General features: G+C 53.6%; 22 protein-coding genes. 6 read left to right on the top strand and 16 right to left on the bottom strand.

The window, feature by feature from the left end; all coding sequences use genetic code 11:
- Positions 1 to 436, bottom strand: a 436-nt coding sequence (locus AAC019_RS10120; protein ID WP_339898690.1) for an ABC transporter permease, incomplete at its 3' end; no start/stop codon positions are given.
- 165 nt (positions 437 to 601) lie between these two features.
- On the opposite strand from AAC019_RS10120, the gene AAC019_RS10115 reads away from it, so the two are divergent.
- Together AAC019_RS10115 and AAC019_RS10110 are read left to right on the top strand one after the other, a co-directional pair.
- Positions 602 to 1,171, top strand: a complete 570-nt coding sequence (locus AAC019_RS10115) for a PilZ domain-containing protein (protein WP_339898689.1) — start codon at positions 602 to 604, stop codon at positions 1,169 to 1,171.
- A 29-nt stretch (positions 1,172 to 1,200) separates the two neighbouring features.
- The gene (locus AAC019_RS10110) at positions 1,201 to 1,506 is read left to right on the top strand and encodes a hypothetical protein (protein ID WP_339898688.1); all 306 of its coding nucleotides are present in this window, start codon (positions 1,201 to 1,203) and stop codon (positions 1,504 to 1,506) included.
- Between the two features lie 90 nt (positions 1,507 to 1,596).
- Here AAC019_RS10110 and sthA read toward each other — a convergent pair whose 3' ends face one another.
- The 9 genes from sthA to AAC019_RS10065 all read right to left on the bottom strand — a co-directional run bounded on the left by sthA (position 1,597) and on the right by AAC019_RS10065 (position 10,250).
- Complete coding sequence (gene sthA / locus AAC019_RS10105) at positions 1,597 to 2,994, bottom strand: Si-specific NAD(P)(+) transhydrogenase (RefSeq protein WP_339898687.1); 1,398 nt, start codon at positions 2,992 to 2,994, stop codon at positions 1,597 to 1,599.
- A 66-nt stretch (positions 2,995 to 3,060) separates the two neighbouring features.
- Positions 3,061 to 3,312 carry a (Na+)-NQR maturation NqrM gene (gene nqrM, locus AAC019_RS10100; RefSeq protein WP_339898686.1) on the bottom strand — a complete coding sequence of 84 codons (252 nt, stop codon included), beginning with the start codon at positions 3,310 to 3,312 and terminating at the stop codon, positions 3,061 to 3,063.
- 33 nt (positions 3,313 to 3,345) lie between these two features.
- Positions 3,346 to 4,263: an FAD:protein FMN transferase gene (locus AAC019_RS10095; RefSeq protein ID WP_339898685.1), complete on the bottom strand. Its 918-nt coding sequence runs from the start codon at positions 4,261 to 4,263 to the stop codon at positions 3,346 to 3,348.
- A 145-nt stretch (positions 4,264 to 4,408) separates the two neighbouring features.
- Positions 4,409 to 5,629, bottom strand: coding sequence for an NADH:ubiquinone reductase (Na(+)-transporting) subunit F (nqrF, locus tag AAC019_RS10090; protein WP_339898684.1), 1,221 nt, complete (start codon positions 5,627 to 5,629; stop codon positions 4,409 to 4,411).
- A 15-nt stretch (positions 5,630 to 5,644) separates the two neighbouring features.
- Positions 5,645 to 6,253: an NADH:ubiquinone reductase (Na(+)-transporting) subunit E gene (gene nqrE, locus AAC019_RS10085; RefSeq protein WP_041523456.1), complete on the bottom strand. Its 609-nt coding sequence runs from the start codon at positions 6,251 to 6,253 to the stop codon at positions 5,645 to 5,647.
- Between the two features lie 2 nt (positions 6,254 to 6,255).
- Complete coding sequence (locus tag AAC019_RS10080; protein ID WP_339898683.1) at positions 6,256 to 6,918, bottom strand: NADH:ubiquinone reductase (Na(+)-transporting) subunit D; 663 nt, start codon at positions 6,916 to 6,918, stop codon at positions 6,256 to 6,258.
- A gap of 4 nt (positions 6,919 to 6,922) precedes the next feature.
- Complete coding sequence (locus AAC019_RS10075; protein WP_339898682.1) at positions 6,923 to 7,705, bottom strand: Na(+)-translocating NADH-quinone reductase subunit C; 783 nt, start codon at positions 7,703 to 7,705, stop codon at positions 6,923 to 6,925.
- Entirely contained in the window at positions 7,698 to 8,903 is a 1,206-nt protein-coding gene (locus tag AAC019_RS10070) for an NADH:ubiquinone reductase (Na(+)-transporting) subunit B (RefSeq protein ID WP_339898681.1), read from the bottom strand. The genes AAC019_RS10075 and AAC019_RS10070 overlap by 8 nt, the downstream gene beginning before the upstream one ends.
- A gap of 3 nt (positions 8,904 to 8,906) precedes the next feature.
- The gene (locus AAC019_RS10065; RefSeq protein WP_339898680.1) at positions 8,907 to 10,250 is read right to left on the bottom strand and encodes a Na(+)-translocating NADH-quinone reductase subunit A; all 1,344 of its coding nucleotides are present in this window, start codon (positions 10,248 to 10,250) and stop codon (positions 8,907 to 8,909) included.
- A gap of 470 nt (positions 10,251 to 10,720) precedes the next feature.
- On the opposite strand from AAC019_RS10065, the gene mfd reads away from it, so the two are divergent.
- Positions 10,721 to 14,185 carry a transcription-repair coupling factor gene (gene mfd, locus AAC019_RS10060; RefSeq protein ID WP_339898679.1) on the top strand — a complete coding sequence of 1,155 codons (3,465 nt, stop codon included), beginning with the start codon at positions 10,721 to 10,723 and terminating at the stop codon, positions 14,183 to 14,185.
- A gap of 81 nt (positions 14,186 to 14,266) precedes the next feature.
- Positions 14,267 to 15,142, top strand: a complete 876-nt coding sequence (locus AAC019_RS10055) for a CsiV family protein (protein ID WP_339898678.1) — start codon at positions 14,267 to 14,269, stop codon at positions 15,140 to 15,142.
- 54 nt (positions 15,143 to 15,196) lie between these two features.
- On the opposite strand, the gene AAC019_RS10050 is transcribed toward AAC019_RS10055, so the two are convergent.
- The 3 genes from AAC019_RS10050 to AAC019_RS10040 form a co-directional block, all read right to left on the bottom strand.
- Positions 15,197 to 15,409: a cold-shock protein gene (locus AAC019_RS10050; protein WP_339898676.1), complete on the bottom strand. Its 213-nt coding sequence runs from the start codon at positions 15,407 to 15,409 to the stop codon at positions 15,197 to 15,199.
- 193 nt (positions 15,410 to 15,602) lie between these two features.
- Positions 15,603 to 16,157 carry a hypoxanthine-guanine phosphoribosyltransferase gene (locus tag AAC019_RS10045; RefSeq protein ID WP_339898675.1) on the bottom strand — a complete coding sequence of 185 codons (555 nt, stop codon included), beginning with the start codon at positions 16,155 to 16,157 and terminating at the stop codon, positions 15,603 to 15,605.
- Positions 16,154 to 17,284, bottom strand: a complete 1,131-nt coding sequence (locus tag AAC019_RS10040; protein WP_339898674.1) for a mechanosensitive ion channel family protein — start codon at positions 17,282 to 17,284, stop codon at positions 16,154 to 16,156. Before AAC019_RS10040 ends, AAC019_RS10045 begins: the two co-directional genes overlap by 4 nt.
- 240 nt (positions 17,285 to 17,524) lie before the next feature.
- Here AAC019_RS10040 and lexA point away from each other — a divergent pair, with 240 nt between their 5' ends.
- Positions 17,525 to 18,127 (top strand): transcriptional repressor LexA, encoded by a 603-nt coding sequence (lexA, locus tag AAC019_RS10035; RefSeq protein ID WP_339898673.1) that lies wholly within the window; start codon positions 17,525 to 17,527, stop codon positions 18,125 to 18,127.
- Positions 18,120 to 18,530 carry a hypothetical protein gene (locus tag AAC019_RS10030; RefSeq protein WP_339898671.1) on the top strand — a complete coding sequence of 137 codons (411 nt, stop codon included), beginning with the start codon at positions 18,120 to 18,122 and terminating at the stop codon, positions 18,528 to 18,530. Before lexA ends, AAC019_RS10030 begins: the two co-directional genes overlap by 8 nt.
- 251 nt (positions 18,531 to 18,781) lie before the next feature.
- Here AAC019_RS10030 and AAC019_RS10025 read toward each other — a convergent pair whose 3' ends face one another.
- The 3 genes from AAC019_RS10025 to topA form a co-directional block, all read right to left on the bottom strand.
- Positions 18,782 to 19,042, bottom strand: coding sequence for a hypothetical protein (locus AAC019_RS10025; RefSeq protein ID WP_339898670.1), 261 nt, complete (start codon positions 19,040 to 19,042; stop codon positions 18,782 to 18,784).
- 176 nt (positions 19,043 to 19,218) lie between these two features.
- Complete coding sequence (locus tag AAC019_RS10020) at positions 19,219 to 19,713, bottom strand: DUF6586 family protein (RefSeq protein ID WP_339898669.1); 495 nt, start codon at positions 19,711 to 19,713, stop codon at positions 19,219 to 19,221.
- A 23-nt stretch (positions 19,714 to 19,736) separates the two neighbouring features.
- Positions 19,737 to 22,361 carry a type I DNA topoisomerase gene (gene topA, locus AAC019_RS10015; protein WP_339898667.1) on the bottom strand — a complete coding sequence of 875 codons (2,625 nt, stop codon included), beginning with the start codon at positions 22,359 to 22,361 and terminating at the stop codon, positions 19,737 to 19,739.
- Positions 22,362 to 22,798 lie beyond the last annotated feature (437 nt).

Here is a 22,798-nt window from a genome sequence, read left to right as displayed (position 1 = left end):
CAAATTGCCCGGCCTGCAAATCGCCTAACTCGCCAATCAGCATATTATCAACCACAGCCGAAACGCCGCCTTGTAGCTGCGGGTCTACGCCGGATACCTGAACACCCTGAACCTGCGATTGAAAGCCCGCCAGCGCAAAACCTTCGACAAAAGGGGCTGCCGCCACAATATCGGTATTGCTTAAGAGTTGTTCGCGCAGCACCTGCCAGTTTTTCATGGCGGGCTCTTGGGTAACAAAGCCGTGCGGAATGACGCGCAGCAGCCGCTGTTTCATCTCGCGATCAAAGCCGTTCATCACCGACATCACGACAATAAGTGCCATCACACCCAACGCCATTCCCAGCAGCGAAAAGCCACTGACAAACGAGATAAACTGATTGCGGCGTTTAGCGCGGATATACCGCAAGCCAATGGCCAAAGGGATGATTTTTAACATCTGCGCATTTAACCCCAACGGCCTGTGGACTACAAGAGCGACGCACTGCCCCGCCCGCCAAGACCACAACCCCAGCCGAGCAAAAACTCACCTAGTGCCGACGAACGTTGGGTGTGCTATCGTTAAAAATGACCATCTCAACCTCTTTTAGAGTTCGAGTAGACTATGGATGAACGACGGGATTATTTTCGCCTAGCGTTAAGCGCAAACGTTGAGCTAGCAGCACTGCCCCAGCAGCCAGAGGCCAACGCGGATGCCTCCTCGCATTTTACCGCCAGCCATATTTTGCACACGATGGCAGAGCTTAAGCGGCTGGACCTGGACGGCAGCCAGCTGCAGCAACAGATTAAAGACGCCGATCGGGCTCTGGGGGATTACCTGAGTATTCTTACCCGCAAGATCGACACTCTCGCGCAGTTTTGCTTAAACAGCCAAATCGCCGGGCTTAAGGTCCCCCAAACCATTGAGCTTAGCGAGGGCGGCCTCCAGTTTGTTCACCCTACTCCGCTGGCCGAACAGCAATGGCTCGCCCTAATGCTGAGCTTTGACTCGCCGTTAATGGCCATCGCCCTGCACGCGCAAGTCATTCGGTGTGAACCGGATCGCGGCAACGGCTGCCAAATTGCGGCAGAATTCCTTTACCTTAATGCCGCCGAGCGACAACAAATAAGCCAGCATATTATGCGGGCACAAATGGTTTCGGCACGGCAAAAGCCGCAACAACCGGCGTTTTAAACCGACTTATTACCCTATTAGGATCTCTCATGAAGTTTGCTATCGCCATGTTATTCATGCTTTTCGCTTTTCAGTCTCACGCCGAGACGGTACGCATCCCGGTTGGGCAGCAGGAAAAACCGGGCGAGTTCATCTCTACGCCCGCGACGGGCACAACTAAAGCCAGCGTAAAAACCAAGTACGGTGAGCCCATGACGCAGCAAGGGCCGGTTGGCGAACCACCCATTTACACCTGGACTTACAGCGACTTTGTTGTCTATTTTGAGAGCGACCGCGTGGTGCACTCAGTGATCAAGTTTACCCCCAAGGTAACAGATGCCGGAAGTACACCTTAACGCTGCCAGCGCCCCAAAAGGCATCGGCAAAGCCTACAACCAAAAAGGCCACCTAACTAGGTGGCCTTTTTTATGGCATAGCATTTGTCGTTATTGACGATTGATACGGTTGGTACCGTCCAGCGCCGCCAGACGATAAGCCTCAGCCATGGTGGGATAGTTAAACGTAGTATTCAAAAAGAAACTGATATTGTTGTTCTCACCAGGCTGACTCATGATCGCTTGCCCGATGTGAATAATCTCGGCGGCCTCAGCACCAAAGCAATGCACACCCAGCAGCGCTCCGGTATCGACATGAAACAATAACTTCAGCATACCGACATCTTCACCACTGATTTGCCCGCGCGCGGTATTTTTAAACAGGCACCGCCCTACCTCATAGGGAATACGCGCCTCGGTTAACTCGCGCTCGGTTTTACCCACCGAGCTAATCTCGGGCAAGGTATAAATACCGGTGGGCACTTCGCTCACATCGTTGGCCGGCTCACCTAAAATAACGGCGGCTAAGGCCCGCCCCTGATCGTAAGAGGCACTGGCCAGACTCGGCCACCCGACCACATCACCCACGGCATAAATATTCTCAACATCCGTTTGATACTGCTCATTCACCGTCAAATTGCCCCGGTGATCGGGAGTCAGGCCAACGGCATCAAGGTTAAGCTGATCGGTATTACCGCTGCGGCCATTACACCACAGCAAGGCATCGGCTTTAATGCGCTTACCCGACTGCAAATAAAGCGTCACGCCGCGGTCAGTGGCTTCGATTTTTTCGTAGGTTTCGCTGTGACGAACCCGTACGCCGTTATCGCGCAGGTGATAACTCAACGCGTCAGAGATCTCATCATCCAAAAATGATAACAACCGATCGCGGTTGTTGATTAGGTCAACCTTGACCCCCAGCCCTGAAAAGATCGACGCGTACTCACAACCGATAACGCCGGCCCCATAAATTAAGATATGACGCGGGGTATGCTTCATCTCTAAAATCGAATCAGAATCGTAAATACGCGGATGAGTAAAGTCTACATCGGCTGGCTGATAAGGGCGTGAGCCGGTGGCGATAATAAAATGCTCGGCGTGGATGGTTTCAGTAGAGCCTTCGCTGAATTTCACCTCAACGGTATTGGCATCCAAAAAGGACGCAAACCCAGTGAACACAGCCACTCGGTTACGCACGTAAAAGTCGGTGTGCAGCTCTACCTGCTTGGGGATAACTTGGTTTGCTGCCGCCAGCACACGCGGGTACGTAATACGCCAACTTTCGCCATTTTCACGAAACAAGCTGCTGGTTTTAAACTGGATAATTTGTTTAACCGCATGCCGCAAAGATTTAGACGGAATGGTCCCTTTATGGGCACAGTTGCCACCAACCAGGCCCCGCCCCTCAATAACCGCTACTCGTTTACCCGCCTTGGCCGATGCCATGGCAGCGCTTTCGCCTGCCGGACCAGAACCAATAATTACTACGTCGTATGTATATGTCGCCACAATAAGCCCCCACTTCCCTACTTCGCAGGTGATACTCCACAACTTGCGCAGAGCACTGCCTGCAGGTTAATCGCGCGGCTGTTTCGCCGTCGCATCTACAGCTAAATCTGTCGCAGCCGGTGAGCTTACGCCGTTTTTAAGACTTTCGCACTTTTGTTCATCACCGCCACAAAGCTCACAACTGTAATCTTTTTCGCCCAGCGCTTTACCAACTCCGCCACACGAGCCCGTTAAGGGTTTGCGCCCGAAAATAACACCCACAGACATACCTACCACCACGGTAAGCATCACCACTAAAACCACTAAAAATACTGCCATCGCTTTACCCTCCTGTGTTGCAGCGCTTTGGCGCTACTGCAACAACTGTGAAAACGTCACCGACTGAGTGTCAGTAAAGCCGTCACCGTCTTTGACAATCATATAAACGGCGAGTTGCTCAGCGTTTGCGAGCGCCATGCCTTTTTCCGGGCCCAATACATTCAGGGCTGTTGCCCAGGCATCGGCGCGGGCTGCGGTTTCAGCCACTACCGTCACCGAAGCCAGGTTGTGTCTAATAGGCCGACCGGTTGTGGGGTCGATTGTATGCGAGTAACGCACGCCATCGACTTCAAAATAATTGCGATAGTCACCCGAGGTCGCCACCGCGTGATTATCGATATTCAGGGCGAGTCTGGCGCCTCCGGCCAGTACCGATGGCTGCTCTATGGCAATTCGCCACGGCGTACTGCGCGGGCTCTCGCCCACAACACGCACTTCACCACCGATCTCAACCATCATGTTATCAAAGCCACGATCCACTAAGAAATTAACAATCCAGTCGACACCATAGCCCTTGGCAACCGCGGATAAATCGACGCTTATATCGTTGGTGCGACGTGCCCGGTTTACATCAAGCTGCAAAAACTTATGCCCCGTACGCGCCAGTGCGGCCGCCAACGCATCATCATCAGGAACCTGCTCGGGCTGCATTTGGGGCCCAAAGCCCCAAAGGTTAACCAGTGGGCCCACCGTAACATCAAATGCGCCGTGAGAGCGCTTACTGATGTCTTCACTGATAGCCAACACTTCCATCACCGGCTCCGAGAGCTCAACCCACTCATTGACCGGTGCGCGATTAAAGCGCATCAACTCTGAGTCTTCGATGTAAGTCGACATCATCTGGTTAATGTGCACCAACTGCTCATCGACGGCGGCCTGTAACGCATCCACATTAATGTCAAAATCTCCGGACGCCGGCCCAACGACAGTAATATGATAGTGCGTACCCATGGTACGACCCGAGAACTTTACATTGGGGCGCTCAGTACCACTGGGGGTACAACCACTCAGTAGCAGACACAGAAACAAAAAAGAGGCTGACAGAAATGTCAGCCTCTTTTTTATTATCATTATGTCAGGCATTGGTATGAAACGTTTAACCACCAAAGTCGTCCAGCATAATGTTTTCATCTTCTACACCCAGATCGTGGAGCAACTTAATAACCGCCGCGTTCATCATTGGCGGCCCACACATGTAGAACTCGCAATCTTCCGGTGCGGGGTGATCTTTCAGGTACTCTTCATACAATACGTTATGAATAAACCCGGTTAACCCTTCCCAGTTATCTTCCGGCTGCGGATCCGACATGGCAACATGCCAGGTAAAGTTGTCGTTCTCTTCGGCGAGCATGTCGTATTCATCTTGATAGAACAGCTCTTTCAAAGAGCGTGCGCCATACCAAAATGATATTTTACGCTTAGAGTTAAGGCGCTTAAGCTGGTCAAAAATGTGCGAGCGCATTGGCGCCATACCGGCACCACCACCCACAAACACCATCTCAGCCTCGGTATCTTTGGCAAAGAACTCACCAAAGGGGCCAAATACGGTGATTGTGTCACCCGGCTTCAGGTTAAACACATACGAGGACATAATGCCCGGCTGAATGTCTTTAGAGCCCGGAGGCGGTGTCGCGATACGGATATTAAACTTAACCAGACCGCGCTCTTCGGGGTAGTTAGCCATTGAGTAAGCGCGCTGAACGGGCTCGGAATTTTTGGTTTCTAAATTAAAAAAGCCAAAACGCTCCCAGTCACCACGGAATTGCTCTTCGATATCAAAATCAGAGAACTTAATATGGTAAGCGGGGCACTCAAGCTGGACATAACCACCGGCGCGGAAGTCTACGTTCTCTCCCTCGGGTAACTTTAGGGTCAGCTCTTTAATAAAGGTTGCCACATTGGGGTTGGACTCAACGGTACACTCCCACTGCTTAACACCAAATACGTCTTCCGGAACTTCAACCACCATATCCTGTTTAACCGGGGTTTGACAGGATAAGCGCCAGCCCTCTGCCGCTTGACGCTTGGTAAAGTGGCTCTCTTCGGTAGGCAGCATAGAGCCACCGCCATCGGTCACAACACAGGCACACTGGGCACAGGTACCGCCGCCGCCACAGGCTGACGGCAAGAACAAGCCCGCTCCAGACAGCGTCTGCAACAGTTTACCACCCGCAGGAACGGTGAGTTTTTTCTCGCCGTTGATATCAATGGTGACATCACCCGTCGATACCAATTGTGCACGCGCGCTCAAAATCACAATCACCAGCACAAGCACGATGATCGTGAACATGGCTACGCCAAGTATAATTTCGTTCATGTGAATCCTCGCTGATTACAGATCAATGCCGCCGAATGACATAAAGCCAAGCGACATTAAGCCCACGGTAATAAAAGTAATACCCAGGCCGCGAAGCCCTTCGGGCACATCACTGTACTTCATCTTCTCGCGGATACCGGCCAGTGCGGTAATGGCCAACGCCCAACCCACACCAGAGCCAACACCAAAAACAACACTCTCGCCAAAGTTGTAATCGCGCTCTACCATAAACAGCGAGCCACCTAAAATGGCGCAGTTTACGGTAATAAGAGGCAAAAACACGCCCAGCGCGTTGTACAGTGCAGGCACATATTTATCCAGTACCATTTCAAGGATCTGTACCAAGGCGGCAATAACACCGATGTAAGAAATAAGCCCCAAAAAGCTTAAGTTAACATCGGGTAAACCCGCCCAGGCCAGCGCACCATCGGCCAGTACGTAGGTGTACAACAAGTTGTTCACCGGTACGGTAATGGTTTGCACCACAATAACAGCAATACCCAAACCAAACGCCGCACCAATTTTTTTCGATACAGCCAGCAAGGTACACATGCCCAGGAAGAACGCCAGGGCCATGTTGTCGATAAAAATCGACCGAACAAATAAGCTCAAATACGCTTCCATGATCAGGCCTCCTTCGCTAGCGGCTTGGTGTTAGGCGCAATTTTATAATCGGGCTGTTCAATTTGATCTTTCTTCCAAACGCGAATCGCCCAGATAAACAAACCAATCAGGAAGAACGCACTGGGTGGCAACAGCAACAGACCATTAGGAATATACCAGCCGCCTTCAGTGGCAAGTGGCAACACCTGAGTACCAAACAGGCTACCGGAACCAAACAGCTCACGAATAAACGCCAAGCCCAACAGCATAGCGCTGTAGCCCAAGCCGTTACCCACACCATCTAAAAAGCTTGGCAGTGGCGGGTTTTTCATGGCGAATGCTTCGGCCCGGCCCATCACGATACAGTTAGTAATGATCAGACCAACAAACACAGAGAGCTGCTTACTGATTTCAAACGCGTACGCTTTCAGAACCTGATCAACCACAATTACCAGCGAGGCAATAATAGTCATCTGAATAATGATACGAATACTGCCCGGGGCGTGATTACGTACCAAAGAGACAAACAGGTTTGAGAAGGCCACCACCGAGGTCAGTGCAATACACATAACCACGGTAACCGCCAAGCTGCTAGTAACCGCCAGTGCCGAACAAATCCCCAGGATCTGCAGGGCAATCGGGTTATTGGAGAAAATCGGCGCAAATAAGAGTTCTTTGATTTTCATGATCTTAGGCCTCCCCGTTCTTTAGGTTGGTGATGAAGGACTTGTAGCCATCCTCACCCAGCCAAAACTGAACCAAGTTCGTCACTCCACGGCTGGTCAGTGTCGCACCTGACAAGCCATCAATCTGGTGATCAGCATTTTTAGACTGGGGGTCAACTGTACCTTTAATAACAGTCAGCTCAACATTGCCGTCTTCGTCGTAAACTTCTTTGCCTTCCCACTGAGCTTTCCACGATGGATTATCAACTTCACCACCAAGCCCAGGGGTTTCACCGTGCTCGTAAAAACCAAAGCCTTCAACGGTATTTAAGTCAGACTTCAACGCCAAAAAGCCATACAAAGTCGACCAAAGACCATACCCACGCACCGGCAATACCAGTGTCTCAAGGCCCGAATCACCCTCAATTAAATACACCACGGCATACTCTTCACGACGAGAGATTTTTGCGATGTCTTCATCGGGGCTCAAATCGGTTGAGCGAGCCGGATCTTTGCTGGCCTTGCGCTGATCGTAATTGGCAGGGTCAACCGCATCGGTGAATGTGCCAGACGCCAAATCAACCACTTGCGTGGTCACGCGCTCAGCAAACAGGCTTTCGACGCTTGCCTTGTCCGATTTCTCGAGCAGGCCGGCAGCCGACAGAATATTGCGCTTAAAATCCAGCGACTTGTTTACTTCCTGCACCGGACGCAAAAGTACGGCTGCTGTGGACACTACCACTGAGCAGACAATACACAGTAACAGCGTTACTGTGACTGTTTTCTTAATGGAATCATTACTAGCCACGTGCCAACCTCCGCTTGATATTTGCGCGAACTACAAGGTAATCAATCAGCGGAGCAAACAGGTTAGCAAACAAGATCGCCAACATCATGCCTTCCGGGAAGGCAGGGTTTACCACACGAATAATAATCACCATAAAGCCAATCAAAGCACCAAACCAGTATTTACCGGTATCAGTCATAGAGGCCGAAACCGGATCGGTCGCCATAAAGATCATACCGAACGCAAAACCACCCACAACCATGTGCCAGTACCAGGGCATTGCCATGGACGGGTTCGAGCTCGCGTCACCGGTTAAGTTAAACAGCAAACTGGTTGCGATCATGCCCAGCATAACGCCGGCCACAATACGCCACGATGCAATACCCATTACCAGCAGCACAGCACCGCCAATAAAGATAGCCAAGGTGGAGGTTTCACCAATACTGCCCTGCATAAACCCTAAAAAGGCATCCATCCAGCTCAGTTGTGCCTCAAGTGCTTCGACACCGTTTTGCGCCACCACTGACAGCGCGGTTGCACCCGTGTAGCCATCAACAGCGGTCCAGACGGTATCGCCCGACATACTGGCGGGGTAAGCAAAGAACAAAAATGCACGACCGGTTAAGGCGGGGTTTAAGAAGTTTTTACCCGTACCACCAAACACCTCTTTACCCAGCACCACACCAAAGCTGATACCCAGTGCGGCGTACAGCAACGGTAGATCGGGAGGGCAGATAAGCGCAAACAGTACCGAGGTAACAAAGAAGCCTTCGTTAACTTCGTGACCGCGCACCATGGCAAACAATACTTCCCAAAAGCCGCCCACAATAAAGACAACGGCGTATATAGGCAGAAAGTAAGCGGCGCCGTGAACCAGGCAGTCCCAAACACTATTGGGGTCAAAGCCGGCAATCGATGAGATCAGCGCGATGCGCCAGCCTTCGACACCGGCCATGCCCATATCGGCCAAAATAACATTGGCGTTATGACCGACGTTATACATACCAAAGAACATTGCGGGGAAGGTACACATCCACACAGTGATCATAATACGCTTCAGGTCGATACCGTCGCGCACATGAGAGGTGGTTTTAGCAACATCCGCCGGGCGGTAAAAAATGGTATCGACGGCTTCGTACAGCGCGTACCATTTTTCGTGCTTGCCGCCTTTGTGAAAGTTGGGCTCGATTTTATCGAGGAAATTACGCAGTGCTTTCATGTCTTAACCCTCCCGCTCGATCAAGGTGAGATTGTCGCGCAAGATTGGGCCGTACTCGTACTTACCCGGGCAGACAAACGTACACAGAGCCAAATCTTCTTCATCAAGCTCAAGACAGCCAAGCTGTTGCGCCGACTCGCTATCACCCACCACCAGCGCACGCAGCAACTGGGTAGGTAAAATATCAAGTGGCATTACCTTTTCATAAGCACCGACGGGAACCATCGCACGCTCACTACCATTCGTACTGGTGGTAAACGCAAAGCGCTTAGAGGGGGTCAACTTAGACAGATAGATATTCAACACCGAGAAGAGATTGATACCGGCGCGCAAGTAGTGCAGCATCGGGCGATCGTCACCCTCGGGCAAAACACTGACTTGGGTGTGGTAACGGCCGAGGAACGCGTAGGGGCCACGAGCCGTGCGACCGCCAAATACCGAGCCCGACACGATACGGTTACCCGTGCCATTCAATTGGCCGGCGGTTAATTCTTCCAGGCTGGCACCCACACGGGTACGCACCAAGCGAGGCTCCGTTACGCCAGGGCCTGCCAGCGCTACGACGCGGCGGGTATCAATACGGCCGGTAGTGGCAAACGCACCAAAGGCAACGACATCCTGATAGTTGATCGTCCACACGGTTTTGGTCGCACTCACGGCATCCAGATGATGGATATGAGTGCCGACATTACCGGCCGGGTGTACACCGGCAAATTCATTGACAGAGAACTGATCGCCGCTCGCTACCGGGATATCAGCGCCGGGCGCCTTAGAGACATAGACTTTACCCTCGGTCAGGCGAGCCAACACCTTCAAGCCGTTAATAAAGTCATCCGCGCGTTCGCGCAGCACAACCTGAGGGTCAGCGGCCAGCGGGTTGGTATCCATCGCCGCCACAAAAATCGCATGTGGCGCGGAATCAATAGCCGGAACCTTACTGTAAGGGCGAGTGCGCAAAGCGGTCCACAAGCCGGCCTCGTTTAGCAACTCGCGCACACTCTCGGCGCTGGCACTGCCAAGCTCAGACTCGCCTAACGCGGTAAAAGTCTCAGACTCATCGCCCTCGACGTCAATCACAACCGACTGCAACATCCGGCGCTCGCCGCGATGAATCGCCGCGACTGTACCCGCAGCTGGCGCGGTATAACGCACGCCTTCGGTTTTTTTATCGGTAAATAACAGCTGTCCGAGCTTGACTTTATCGCCTACGGCCACGGCCATAGTCGGCTTCATGCCGTGATAATCTGGGCCGATGACTGCCACAGAGCGGGCTTCTGGCCCATCGGCGATCGTCTGCTCGGGTGCACCGGATATAGGTAAATCCAATCCCCGACGAATCTTTATCATACGTCTCTGCCTAATCACTCGTTGGATTAATAAGTAGCACGACTCAATCGCTGAGCCGCAATGTCGCTGTGTTGACTGTGCGCCAACCACTTCTATTAGTTGAAGTTTATTGATTGTTTCAGTCTGGTCTGACGCATCCGGTAATGCAGAATCTATCCACATCGGCGCAGTTTTGAGGCAATACCGCTCAAACTTAGCCTGAGCCTTGCGGCCAACAGCGAGTCTGAGCGCAAAATAACAAACCAGAACCTACTAAAAAATCGCGGCAATTATAAAGATCAGGGCTGCCAATGACCAGTGTCGTGGCACAATTTTAGCGCATCTTTGCCTAAATCACCGTATTCACCCTCTGGCGGGGGATAACCACCACCTACAAAAGGGATAAAAGCGGGTACAATGCCGCCTCATATTGCTACGTGCGCGCAGCAACCGTAAAACCGGCAACGCCCAACAACACGCTACCGATCGCTATGACTATATTTGACCCTCGCCAACCCGATGTCACCGACCGGCCCGGAGAGCGCCGTCACTGGGGACAACTATACGGCTCGGCGCAGGCGCTGGCGCTGGCCAACGCAGCCCAAAAACACCCGGGCTTAACCCTCGCCATCACCAGCGATACCGCCAGCGCCCAGCGGCTTGAGATTGAACTGCGCTTTTTTGCCGGCCACGAGCTTAACATCCTGCACCTGGCAGACTGGGAGACACTACCCTACGATAGCATCTCGCCCCACCAGGATATTATCTCTGAACGGCTGCGCACCCTGTACCACCTACCTAACACCCACCACGGGATACTGGTACTGCCCGTCACCAGCCTATTACAGCGCCTAATGCCAAAAGATTACCTGGTGCAAAACAGCCTGCTGTTAAAGATCGGAGAGACGCTCGACCTTGCCACCCTGCGCGACAACCTGATTCAAGCCGGCTATAGGGTCGTTGACACCGTCTACGAACACGGTGAATTTGCCGTGCGCGGCGCGCTGATCGACATCTTCCCCATGGGCAGCGATTTGCCCCTGCGTATCGACCTGTTTGATGACGAAATCGACACACTGCGAACATTTGACCCGGACACCCAGCTTACCCAAGACAAAATCGACGCATTAGAGCTGCTGCCGGCGCGCGAGTACCCACTGGATAAAAGCGGTATCAGCCACTTTAAAAATCAGTGGCACCAGCGCTTTGACGTAGATCCTAGCGCCTGCTCATTATATCGCGATGTGAGCGACGGTATCGCCCCGCCCGGCATCGAATACTATTTGCCGCTGTTTTTTGCTCACAGCAGCACACTGTTCGACTTTTTGCCGGGCAACACCATCGCCTACACCCTGGGCGACATACAAGGTGCTGCCAGCCACTTTTTGCAAGAGCTATGGGCCCGCTACGAATCCCGTGGCGTCGACCCAACCCGGCCACTGTTGGCACCACCCGAAATTTACTTGCGAGAAGAAGAGCTATTTGCCGGCCTGAAGGGAATGAGCCGCACCCAAATCGGCGCCGAGCAACTCGAGGGCAAGGCCGGTCAGCTTAACTTCAACACCAGCCTGCCGCCATCGCTGCCCATTCACGCCCACGCCGAGAACCCCCTGACCAGTATCGAGGCTTTTTTACTGGAATTTGACGGTCGGGCCCTCTTCTGCGCCGAGTCCGCCGGACGCCGCGAAACCCTGCTCGAGCTACTTGGGCGCATCCGGGTAAAACCCACCACATTCAGTAGCTGGCAGGCGTTTATCGACTCGGATGAGCGAATTGGCATAACCGTCGGCGGCATTGATCAGGGGCTGATTATCGCCGATGGGGCACTCGCCCTGATTGCCGAGTCGCAGCTGTTTGGCGAGCGCATCCAGCAAACACGCCGGCGCCGCCAGGGGCAGGATAACGCCGAAAACGTCGTTAAAAACCTGACCGAGCTTAAAGTCGGGGCACCTGTCGTCCATATCGATCACGGCGTCGGGCGCTACCGCGGCCTGGAAACCATTAGCATCGAGGGCGACACCAGCGAATTTTTAATGTTGGAATACGCCGACGAGGCCAAGCTGTACGTGCCGGTGACCAGCCTGCACCTTATTAGCCGCTACAGTGGCGCCGATGAAGAGATGGCACCTTTGCACCGGCTCGGCTCCGAAGTCTGGCAAAAAGCCAAGCGCAAAGCCGCCGAGCAAGTGCGTGACACCGCCGCCGAGCTGCTCGACATTTACGCCCGGCGGGCCGCGCGCAAGGGCCTGGCCTTTGCCGACCCCAAGGCCGACTACCTCTCGTTTGCGGCCGGCTTTCCGTTTGAAGAAACCCCCGACCAGCAGCTGGCGATCGAGGCGGTGGTTAAAGACATGCTATCGCCACAGCCCATGGACCGTCTGGTGTGCGGCGACGTGGGCTTTGGCAAAACCGAGGTCGCTATGCGCGCGGCGTTTGTTGCCGCCCACGCCGGCAAACAGGTGGCGATATTGGCCCCGACCACCCTGCTCGCCCAACAGCACTACGAGTCCTTAAAAGATCGCTTTGCCAGCTGGCCGTTTGTTATCGAGGTAATGAGCCGGTTTCGCACCAATAAAGAAGTCGAGACAGTAAAAGAGCGCCTCACCGAGGGCAAAGTCGACATCGTAGTGGGCACCCACAAATTAATTCAGCCGGATATTAAGTATAAAGACATCGGGCTGTTAATCATCGACGAAGAACACCGCTTTGGCGTACGCCAAAAAGAGCAGCTAAAAAAGCTCCGCGCTGAAATTGACATCCTAACCCTGACCGCCACCCCGATCCCGCGGACCTTAAATATGTCCATGGCCGGTATTCGCGATTTATCGATTATCGCCACACCGCCCGCCAGGCGCCTATCGGTAAAAACCTTTGTTCGCCAGCACGACAACGCCACCATCAAAGAGGCCATACTGCGCGAGATTTTGCGCGGCGGCCAGGTGTACTACCTACACAACGAGGTAAAAAGCATCGAGCGCACCGCCCGCGCCCTGCAGGAGCTGGTGCCCGAGGCACGTATTGGCATAGGCCACGGGCAGATGCGCGAGCGCGAACTGGAGAAAGTCATGTCCGACTTTTACCACAAGCGCTTTAACGTCATGGTGTGCTCGACAATCATCGAAACCGGTATCGATATCCCCAGCGCCAACACCATTATTATCCACCGGGCCGACAAGTTCGGCCTGGCACAACTGCACCAGCTGCGTGGCCGTGTCGGTCGCTCGCACCACCAGGCGTATGCCTATTTGCTCACGCCCGAGCGACGCGCCATGACCGCCGACTCGCTCAAGCGGCTTGAGGCGATCTCCGCCGCCGAAGACCTGGGAGCCGGCTTTACACTGGCCACGCACGATATGGAAATTCGCGGCGCTGGCGAGCTATTGGGCGATGAGCAAAGCGGCCAGATCCACACCATTGGTTTCTCGCTTTATATGGATATGCTCGATCGCGCGGTAAAAGCCATGCGCGCCGGCAAAGAGCCCAATATCAATCAGCCGCTAGAGGACAATACTGACGTCAACCTGCGCATCCCGGCGCTCATTCCCGACGATTATTTACCCGACGTGCACTCGCGGCTGGTGATGTATAAGCGCCTCGCCGGAGCCAGCAGTGCCGAGGCGCTGCGCGAGCTGCAAGTAGAAATGATCGACCGCTTTGGCCTGCTGCCAGAGCCCGTTAAGAATTTGGTAAACGTAACGCAAATTAAACTAACCGCCGCCGAACTCGGCATCAAAAAGCTCGAGGCCTCTGCCACCGGCGGTAAACTCGAGTTTAGTGCCGACACCACGGTCGACCCCTACAACATTGTTCAACTGGTACAAACACAACCGCAGGTATTTCGCCTGGAAGGCGCCAACCTTTTAAAGTTTACGCTGCCCATGCCCGACGCCGAATCTCGCCTGGAGCACATAAACGATTTACTGCGATTGCTAAAGCCGGCTAACACTGAGGCGTAAAAAAACGCTAGACTCAGGCCAGAGACACTCCGGGCTGTCCGCAACTAACGACGGCCCGACCAACCGGAATCCGATAACATTATGAAAGTACGCGCCGCCTTTTTTATCGCCCTACTACTGACTGGTAACCTCTGTGCGGCCCAAGGAACCTTTGAGGGCTGGTATCAGATCGAAATGATCGTCTACAGCCGCCCCCAACAAAACAGTGTTGAACTGTGGCCTAAAAATATCGAGCTTAGTTATCCGCTCAACTGGCAGCAGCTTCAGCGCCCGGAGCCGCCAACGGCGCAAGACGGCACTGCAACCCCGAATGAAACCGCCATCGATTTAGCGCGCACACCGTTTTACCGCCTTCCCAGAGACGCCCGCAACCTGAATGCCGTAAGTGATCGGCTGGATGCGCAACCGGGATTTAACGTGCTGTTTCACGAAGCATGGCGACAAATTGTGGTGAGCGAAGATCGCGCACCATCCATTCTGATTTACGGCGGAGAAACCTACGGCGAACACAATGAACTGGAAGGCAGCGTCAACATTAACGTCTCGCGCTACCTGCACATCAAAACCAACCTGTGGCTAAGCCAGTTCCAAACCAACGCCGGGCAGAGCCGCAAGCAGTGGCCGCTATTACCGCAGCAACCGCAAAAGCGCATTGCCCAACAAGCCAGCTCAGGGCAAAACGACAATTTATTCGGCAGCAACAGCGGCTCGTTCTCGGGCGCGGGCACAGACACAAACTCGCTGGGCTTTAAAAACAGCGATTTAAATGCAGCCCTAGGGGATTTTTTGGCGGCACCTTACGTGCCCAGTGAGATTATTACCATGGCGCAAACCCGCCGGATGCGCAGTGACGAACTGCACTTTTTAGACCACCCCAGAATGGGCGTACTGATTAAAATACTGCCTTATACACCGCCGCAGGCGGCGCCAAATAAGGCACCTGCGCAACCCAACTAAACGACCTTACCCGTGAGGTGTGCGGTATCTGCCGTTCAGATACCGCACTCAGTGTTAGCACACTTCGACGTCGTCAGCCTGCAAACCTTTCTCGCCCTGTTGCACAGCAAATAGTACGCTCTGCCCCTCTGTCAGCGAGCGGTAACCCTCACCCCGAATGCTGCGATAGTGGACAAACACATCTTCACTACCTTCACCCTGAGTGATAAAGCCATAACCGCGAGCGTTATTAAACCACTTGACCGTGCCTGACAATCGTTCTGACATACCTAACCTCTCTTATTTTTATGTACTTGTATTCCAATACAAACGGGCGCCTAGCGCACAACCACAGCGGCAGCCCCCAACAGCTGCCATTACGATTGAGCAGTAAGCGTAAACGCCCCAGCCTTTTTTACGCGATTGAATGGTTTTTGTCCACATGCGACGGCAAATGTTGTGAATCAGTGCAACGCCGGTTTTATGGCAACGCAAAAACTCCCGGAGCATTGCGCATTCGCCCGCGATAGTCCATCCCCCAACCGTAAACATACCGGTCGGCAATTTCAAAGGCGACATAATCCGCCGCAATAACGGCCGGCAGGGGCGTGCGCTTGTGTAACAATACCGCCGATCGAACTCCGGTAGCGCCCAGCGCAAGACAGCGCTCGGTGACAGCCGCAAGCGTGGCGCCAGCGTCTAAGATATCATCCACTAACAATACCTCCCGGCCGCGCACCCACTCTGGCGGCTGGCGTTGCCAGGCAAGCGTATCGGTTGCCTCATCGCCCCGATAGCGGCTGGCGTGGACATAATCCAGCTCGACATCAAGTGCCAGCGCCGGCAGCAAACCACCGCCAAACACTACCGCGCCATTCATAATCAGCAGCACCACCAACGGCTGTGACAAATCGCTGTAATCGGCGCTGATTCGGGCGCCGAGCTCGGCCGTCGCGGCGCGTATCGTGCTGGCGTCTAGTAGGCATTCAGCGCCATCAACATGCCAGTGCTGAGCGTCCGTGTCTAACGGGCTCACCGCTGCTCCCCCGCCGCCGGCAATGCTTCTGCGGCGGCCTCGGCCGATACCATTTGCAGTTGATCGGGGATATGCAAGGTGCGGGTCGGGAAGGCACATTCCGCACCGTGCTGCTCGACAATCGCCATTATTTTTAGCAAGACATCTTGCTTAACCGAGTGAAAATGCACCCAGTTAACCGTCTTGGTAAAGGTGTAGACAAAGAAATTAAGCGATGAATTGGCAAATTCATTAAAATTAACAATCAGGGTTTGACTGGCGTCGATCTCGTCGTGAGACTCCAGCATCGCCTTCACATCGGCGACAATCGCCGCCACTTTGTCGCCATCTTCGTACCGCACGCCAATCGTTTCGTATATCCGGCGGTTAAACATGCGCGAGGGGTTTTCCACCGAGATTTGCGTAAAGGTTTGGTTGGGCACATACAGTGGGCGCTTATCGAAAGTGCGAATACGGGTTAAGCGCAGGCCGATTTCCTCGACCGTGCCTTCAATATTTTGATCCGGTGAGCGTACCCAGTCGCCCACCTTAAAGGGGCGGTCCATGTAGATCATCAGTCCGCCAAAAAAATTAGCCAACAAATCTTTTGCCGCAAAACCCACGGCTATACCGCCGATACCACCAAACGCCAAGACACCTGAAATACTGTAACCCAATGACTGCAACAGCACTAACGCGGAGGTAATAACAATCGCAATCCGCATAAGCTTACCCACCGCCATAACGGTGGTCGGATCGGCCGGCTTACCGTCGGGCGGCTCGAGAAAATTGCGCTCACCATATTTCACCAAGCGCACCAAAAACCAGGTCAACAGTACCACCACACCCACCCGCAACACGGTATCAGCAAAGTCCAATACCGATTCCTGCGTAGCGCTTTGCGCCATTTGCGCGGCCAGGCACAACCCCACCAACCAAATTAAGCAGCGCAACGGCGGGATTCCGGCCTCAACTAAGGTATCGTCCCAGCGGTTACGGGTTTTATGAGCATGGCGCATTAGGTAATTTAAAATAACCCGCGCCAGCGATGCCAAAATTAACGTAATTAATACGACGAAAAAGACCTCAAACACCCATAGGCGCTCATGATCGACTAGCTCGTTATACCAACCTTGCAATTGCTCCATCCAAAACACTCCTGATTACCCTGCCCTGTAAGACCATTACTGGGCCGCAAGTATAACCAACCGATGAAATAAATGTTATTGCCGACAACTGGATACTTGCACAGTGATTATAACTGTATATAATCACAGATACTGTACAGCCAAACAGTGCATGAGACGACAACACTCATTTGCGATGGTTATGGCTATAAATGGTTACGGCTTTAGCGTACACAGCCATCCAACACAAAGGTAAGGGATATGCAAAACCTAACGGCACGCCAGCAACAGGTTCTGGAGCTTATAAAAAGCTACTCCGACGAGACCGGCTACCCTCCCACCCGCGCCGAAATTGCGCGCATGCTGGGCTACAAGTCGGCTAATGCGGCGGAAGAGCACATTAAAGCACTGGCGCGCAAAGGTGCTATCGAGCTGATTCCTGGCGCCTCGCGCGGTATTAAGCTTCCCGAGGGACAAGAGGGCCTGCCTATTGTTGGCCGTGTAGCGGCGGGCAGCCCGATATTGGCGCAGGAACACATCGAAAACTACTGTGATATCCCCCCCAGCTTTTTCAGCCCTCAAGCCCACTATTTACTAAGCGTACAAGGCATGAGCATGAAGGACGCCGGCATTCTCGATGGCGACCTGCTGGCGGTACACCGCACAGATCAAGCACACAACGGCCAAATTGTAGTGGCTCGTATCGAGGATGAAGTCACCGTTAAGCGCTTTAAGCGCGAAGGCAACCGCGCCCAGGTTGAGCTCTGGCCCGAAAACCCCGACTTTGACGTTATTCACGTCGACCTGCGGGACCAAAGCTTTAGCATCGAAGGTTTAAGTGTAGGAGTCATACGCCGTGAATAATTTTCAGAGTTTGCCCCAGGCACACAACACCGCCGCAAACAATAGCAATGTGGGCCTAACCGAACTGGTACTTGCCCAGGGAGCCTCGAGCAGCTGGAGCATGATACTGCCTATGGTTGCCCACCTGTGCCGGCAAGACACTCAACGCTGGCTTACCTGGATCACCTCCGAGCCGTTACCCGCGGCCCTGCTGATAAGCTTTGGCATCAATCCGCTGCAACTGCGGCAAATACATTGCCGCGATGCCGACCAACAGCTTTGGGTGACCTGGGATGCGCTAGAGATGGGCAACAGCCACACCGTGATTGCCAGCCCGGGCCTGCTAAGCCAGGGACAGGAGCACTACCTGGAGCAAGCGGCTTACGCCGGCAACTGTCAGGCCTTGATATTGCGCTATCGATAAACAACACACGGCCACTTGCAATGCGAGGCGTAAATATCGCTTCAGGCACTAAGAGAGGTGGTAAAATATCGAGAAGAAACGGAGGCGACAACTCTTACGGGCAGAAAGCTCATGCCTAATACGGCTGTCATCGATACCGTTTGAGAGCAAAGCGAAAAGTGTCGCTCCTGACGAGGGTACAGCGATAAGATCAGGTCAAACTGAGGTCAGGTGGCATTCGAGAGTATGTGGCTAACGTAGCAGAGACTGCTTTAGTGCAAGGTGCGCTTATCGTAAAGCTCTGACTCGCCCTCCTCGGACCAATCTTCGGGCGGCATATCGGCCAAATCTCCGGCTACCTCCATTCCCGCCTCGATCATGGCTTTGGCGACGTCAAATTTACCGTCACGCATAAACGATAAAGACTCAGCTGAGAAACGAATGCTAACCAGAGGCTCACCGTTCTCATCGGCGCGCTGCAGTACAACATCGCCATTGGATAGCTCGACAATTTCATACAAAGAGGCTGACATGGAGTCTCCACCTGAGCTACGGCGCAGGTACTTAAGTGATCAACGTGGGCTCTAAACCCTATGTTCAGCCGCTATCTTAACACTTTTGGTCTGCGCATTAAACGCGCAGGGCACGCCATAACGGCCAGACACACTCTGAGCGGCGCCTGACAAGCCCTAAAAGCCCGTTTAAAGCGTTAATACTCGGTCGTCGACTGTCGGTGCCTCTCAACCAGCGCTTGCATCTGAGCCAGCCACTGTACCAGTAGTGACTCATCAAGCGCTTCCAGCACCTGATCATCCAGATGGTGGACCTGAATCAAGTTGTCAGCGGCGGCATCCGCCCCGGAGTCTGAAGCCCAGCAGGCCTGATAGCCCGCCGCCAACTGGCTCAGCCAAGAGTCCGGGCGAGCTGCCAGCTCGCTAATTTCACTCATTTCGGCGGGCTGCTTATCCAGACGTTTAAGCGCCAGAGCCGCGTCCGACGCACTCTTGATGGACGCAACAGACTTAACCCCGTAATAAGCACACAGTTCGCGAAGATAATGATTATAGCCACAGTAAAGGTGGAACAGTGCCGCCTCCAATAGAGCCTGCCGGGCGAACGGAGTCCGCTCTGCCCCAGCCAGCTCCGCCAAAATAACGCGCGCACTGGCGATTCGGCGATTTACCTGCGCAGCTAACGATGCCATTGCCCTTCTCCTAGCGCTGCAACTTACTTATTTGGCACCCATTTGCCACCCTGATAAAACGCCTTCCAGCCGCTCGCCTTACCGTCAACCTCCGATTGCACATACTGCTCTTTGGTTTTGCGCGAAAAACGAATTACGGTGGGCACGCCATCCGGGTCAGCCACGGGCGCCGAGAACAAAAACGTATACTTCGGGTCGATCTCTTTTTTATGGGGCAGGATCTCTGCGACCAAAGGCGCGCGTGTCTCGCGGTTTTTAGGGAAGCCACTGGCGGCCAAAAACAGCCCGGACGCGCCATCGCGCAACACATAAGTGTCATCAACTTTTTCGCAGGCAAGCTCCGGCATAGGCACCGGGTCCATCTTCGGCGGTGCCGCCTCACCGCTTTTAAGCAGCTTGCGGGTGTTTTTACAGTCCTCGTTGGTGCAACCAAAATACTTGCCAAAGCGGCCTGTTTTTAGCTGCATCTCGCTGCCGCATTTGTCGCACTCCAGCGTGGGGCCTTCATAGCCTTTGAGCTTAAAGGTGCCCAGCTCCACCTCATAGCCCGGACAGTCAGGATTGTTGCCACAAATGTGCAGTTTGCGCTTTTCGTCCAGCAGATAATTATCCATGGCCGTGTTACAAATTTTGCAGCGGCGCTTAGAGCGTAACTGTCGTGATTCGGCTTCTTCATCGGCCTCGACATCGACCGCCTCGTCCCCCGAGACCAGATTCATGGTGTGCTTGCAGCGCTCTTTGGGAGGCAAGCCGTAACCTGAGCAACCCAAAAACACCCCGGTGGAGCCGGTGCGAATCTGCATTGGGCGACCGCACTTTTCACACTCAATATCGGTGTTGGTCGGATCATTGTGGCGCATACCACCCGACTCTTCACCCTGCGCCTTTTGCAACTGACCGATAAAGTCCGCGTAGAATTCATCGAGCAACACACGCCAGTTTTTACCGCCTTCGGCGACCACATCCAGCGACTGCTCCATGTTGGCCGTAAAGCTGTAACTCATTAAATCCGAGAAGCTTTCGCTCAAGCGCTCGGTAACAATATCGCCCATTTTTTCGGCGTAAAAGCGACGATTCTCCAGGCGTACATAGCCGCGATCCTGAATGGTTGAGATAATCGAGGCATAGGTCGAAGGGCGGCCAATACCCTGCTTTTCAAGCTCCTTAACTAAGCTCGCCTCGGAGAAACGCGCCGGCGGCTTGGTGAAGTGTTGTGACGGATCGAGCTTCTCTAACGGTAACTGATCGCCCACACTGACTTCCGGCAGTACCACGTCTTCGTCTTTTTTGCTGATCTGCGGCATGACCCGGGTAAAACCATCAAAACGAATCACTCGCCCGCGGGTGCGCAACTCAAAGTCGCCGGCCTCAACCGTAATAGAGGTGCTGGTGTACTCGGCGTTACTCATCTGACAGGCCACAAACTGCGACCAAATTAACGTGTACAAGCGCTCGGCGTCGCGCTCCATACCTTTTAAGTGAGCGGTAAGCACCGAAACGCTGGAGGGACGTATCGCCTCGTGCGCCTCTTGTGCCCCCTCTTTACTGGAGTAGCTATTGGGGCTCGATGGCAAATAACGCTCACCGTAGGTTTCCTGCACATAGTCGCGACAGGACTCTACCGCCTCTTTGCTCAGATTGGTCGAGTCGGTACGCATGTAGGTGATGTAGCCCGCTTCGTACAAACGCTGCGCCAGCATCATGGTCTTTTTAACGCCAAAACCCAGCCGGGTACTGGCCGCTTGCTGCAGCGTCGAGGTAATAAACGGCGCCGAAGGCTTCGATTGGGTCGGCTTGTCTTCGCGCTGGGCAACGGCAAAGCTGGCATCTTTAAGCTTGGCAACAGCGGCCATCGCATCCGCTTCGTTGTTTGGCTTAAACGCTTTGCCCGCCTGCTTTTTAACCTCAAAGCGGATCTGATCTCCGCCTTTTGCCACTAAATCGGCAAATAGGTTCCAGTACTCCTCGGGTACAAAGGCGCGAATTTCACGCTCGCGCTCGACCACCAGCTTAACCGCTACCGATTGTACTCGCCCGGCGGACAAACCGCGGGCGATTTTGGCCCACAACAGCGGCGACACCATATAGCCCACCACCCGGTCGAGAAACCGGCGCGCCTGCTGAGCGTTGACCCGATCAATATCAATCGGGCCGGGTTTTTCAAACGCGTTTTGAATCGCGGTTTTGGTAATCTCGTTAAACACCACACGGCGGTAGCGCTCGTCGTCGCCACCAATCGCTTCGCGTAAATGCCAGGCAATGGCCTCTCCCTCGCGATCCAAATCCGTCGCGAGATAGATAGTGTCGGCATCGGCAGCCAGTTGTTTTAGCTCGGCCACAACCTTTTCTTTACCGGGCAATATTTCGTAATGAGCCGCCCAATCGTGAGTCGGGTCGATTCCCATACGGCTGATTAACTGTTGCTGGCTTTTCTCGGCCTTATGCCGCGCCTTTTGCTCGGGCGACATCTTCCGGGTGATTGCAGCCTGCTTAGCGCGCTCTTTAGGGTCAACTTTTTTGCCACTGCCACTGGTAGGCAAATCGCGGATATGACCAACACTGGACTTCACAATATAGTCGCGACCCAGATATTTATTAATGGTCTTCGCTTTTGCAGGTGACTCTACAATAACCAACGATTTACCCATAAGCGCTCTTCTTTCCTTTTGTTACATCGGCAACTGTGTGTAATCCAGCCCAGTGACAGTGTTGGAGTACGGGGCGCAGGCGCACTTTATCAGTGCAAGATTAAGTGCAAACGACGCCATCAAGGTGGGCATATATAAGTCCTGTACGCACGTCGGTCAAGCGCGGATCGACTCGACCGTCCACCACTGGGCGTAGTTAATATAGGTTCTAAGTGTCAATTTCAAGTTCGCAGACACATTGCAGAGCAGGCCCACCTACAGGCGCAAGCATTTGTTTTTACGAGATATTTTTCAAACTCTTAACGCCCGGCGGCAGTGCCGACTAAGCGTCCTTTAAATACCGCATAAAATAAATCGAAAAAAATGAAATTTTCTTTCGCTTAAAGCCAGCGGCACCTTTTTCGCCCGGGTTGCCAGCGCTGCACAACACAAAGACA

Source organism: uncultured Gilvimarinus sp., assembly GCF_963975215.1.
In the GTDB taxonomy this organism is placed as follows: domain Bacteria; phylum Pseudomonadota; class Gammaproteobacteria; order Pseudomonadales; family Cellvibrionaceae; genus Gilvimarinus.
Note: the sequence above shows the minus strand (reverse complement) of the source record. Positions and strands in the feature narration are given on the sequence as shown.